Source organism: Burkholderia sp. BE12, from assembly GCF_002959955.1.
GTDB lineage: Bacteria > Pseudomonadota > Gammaproteobacteria > Burkholderiales > Burkholderiaceae > Burkholderia.
The window spans coordinates 1-859 of sequence record NZ_PREY01000083.1 but is presented as its reverse complement, the minus strand read 5'-3'; the positions used below and the strand labels follow the sequence as shown (position 1 = coordinate 859).

At 60.1% G+C, this 859-nt stretch carries 1 protein-coding gene; it reads left to right on the top strand.

Annotated elements, in window-relative coordinates; translation table 11 throughout:
* Positions 1–819: IS256 family transposase (locus C4B30_RS35005; protein ID WP_105133687.1), on the top strand; the 819-nt coding region annotated here is incomplete at its 5' end.
* Between the last annotated feature and the right edge of the window lie 40 nt (positions 820–859).

The following is an 859-nucleotide window of genomic DNA, read 5'->3' as shown; positions in this document are numbered from 1 at the left end:
TCGCCCGACTTCATCAGCTCCGTGACCGACGAGGTCATGGCCGAAGTGACGGCCTGGCAGGCCCGACCGCTCGAGCCGATGTATCCGGTCGTGTTTTTCGACGCACTGCGGGTCAAGATTCGCGAAGACGCCGTCGTACGCAACAAGGCGGTGTACCTGGCGCTGGGCGTGCTGCCCGACGGCACCCGGGAGATCCTGGGCCTGTGGATCGAGAATACCGAGGGTGCCAAATTCTGGATGAAGGTGTTCAACGATCTGAAGACGCGCGGCGTTCACGACATCCTGATCGCGGTCACTGATGGTCTTAAGGGCATGCCCGAAGCGCTGGCGGTAGTGTTTCCGGCCACGACGCTGCAAACCTGCATCGTCCATCTAATCCGCAACAGCCTCGATTACGCCAGTTGGAAAGACCGCCGCGGATTGGCCGCCGCGATCAAGCCGATCTACGCCGCTCCCAGCGCGGAAGCCGCTCAGGCCGAACTCGATGCGTTTGCGGATGGTCCGTGGGGTCAGAAATTCCCGACCGTCAGTAGCGCGTGGCGCAACGCCTGGGATCGCGTGATCCCGTTCTTTGCGTTTCCGCCGGGTGTGCGCAAGATCATCTACACGACGAACGCGATTGAAAATATCAACTCGCAACTGCGCAAGATCATCAAGACCCGCGGTCACTTCCCGACCGACGAGGCCGCCACCAAACTCATCTGGCTGGCCTTGCGCAACATCACCGCGAATTGGGGAAGCGCTGCTCATGACTGGAAGACGGCTATGAACCAATTCGCTATCCTTTACGCAGATCGATTCGTTCGGCCTTCCGTGTAATTACTCCACCCGCCTTGAACACGGAAATCCTGACACCCCC